A 1,481-nucleotide genomic window follows, 5' to 3' on the forward strand; every position below is an offset into this window, starting at 1 on the left:
TTCCGCCAGGAGCACTGCTGGTTAGCTACGTTCGGAAGGGATAACCGCTGAAAGCATCTAAGCGGGAAGCCTGTTCCAAGATGAGGTTTCTCACCCACCCTTGTGGTGGGGTAAGGCCCCCTACAGATGATGGGGTTGATAGGCCAGAACTGTAAGCACAGTAATGTGTTCAGGTGACTGGTACTAATCGGCCGAGGACTTACCAACAACACCCAAACACCAATTGTTTGATGTGACCGCATCCACTATGTACTTCTGAAACAACACGCGGCAGTAATGTTGTGTGACAGTTTCATATTGTTACGGCGGCTATAGCGGAGGGGAAACGCCCGGCTCCATTCCGAACCCGGAAGCTAAGCCCTCCAGCGCCGATGGTACTGCACTTTAGTCAGTGTGGGAGAGTAGGACACCGCCGAACACAACCTCAAGGGAAGGCCCCGAACCAGTCATGGTTCGGGGCCTTCCCGCATCCCCGGGCCAACAACCACACCAACCACCGACCACGACCGAAACCGACGACGACCGAACACCCCGATGACGGCCGGGCTCGCACCCTGACGGCAACCGTCCGGCCGCGGTGTCGTCGCCCCGCATGCTCAGGACCCGCGAGGTCGAGACCCCCATACCCGTCCCACACGAGGGATGTCCGGGACCTATCGCCGTCCGCGCACCTCACCGATAAGAGCCAGACCGAACCGCGGGGCGAAGAATGCGCCAACTCAACGCCGAGCGGCCCCTGGCCGGCCGCCGCGACTCCCGGACATGAGTTGACCTCGACTCGACTCGGCCACCATGAGCCTCCAACGACCGGGACGATGGATGTCGCCTCCGTACCAGGGGTGTCCGGCACTCATTCCCCGGTCTTGCACCCTCAGCAGTGGGCGAAAGCGGGGAACCGAGAGAACTCGGCGCCGAGCGACCTCGAACCAGTCGGCGCCGCCTCCGGACATGAGGTGACCTCGACTCCACTCGACCACCAGGAGCCTCCCTCGACCCGCACGAGTGGTTCGGCTCCGAGGGAGCCGAGCATGCCAGGTGGACGTGAGGACCCGCACCCGCACGGCGACCGTCGTGAGGCGCCCCCGCCGGAATCTGGAGTGTCGCCCGCGTGCCAAGGGTGCCCGGCACCCATTCCTCGGTCTCGCCCCCTCAGCAGTGAGGGCGAGAGCGAGGAATCGGGCGAACGGGGCGAGAACTCGGCGCCGGATGACTCCTATCCGGCCGAGACCACCTCCGGATACCGGCAATGGTCTCGACTCCTCAGGTCCTGAACGTGCGTGGCGGAGCGAAGCGACGACACGCAGTCGAAGGGCGACCATCAGGGAGCTCCGCCCGATCGGTATGGACGACCCGGTGTCGACGACGCGTGAATACTGACCCCCAGACGACGGGTGAAAGTTGACCCCCCTCGTCATTCTGGAGGGATGATTTCAGTGGAAGACTGGGCCGAGATCCGTCGGCTGCACAAGGCGGAGGGGTTG

The 1,481-nt window shown here is 63.3% G+C and carries 2 rRNA genes; both read left to right on the forward strand.

Going from position 1 to position 1,481, the window contains the following annotated elements:
- Positions 1 to 207 (forward strand): 23S ribosomal RNA (locus ACSEEN_RS21345); the annotation flags it as partial.
- 94 nt (positions 208 to 301) lie between these two features.
- Positions 302 to 418 (forward strand): 5S ribosomal RNA (rrf, locus tag ACSEEN_RS21350).
- Positions 419 to 1,481 lie beyond the last annotated feature (1,063 nt).

The organism is Gordonia marina, assembly GCF_052036135.1.
Lineage (GTDB): Bacteria > Actinomycetota > Actinomycetes > Mycobacteriales > Mycobacteriaceae > Gordonia.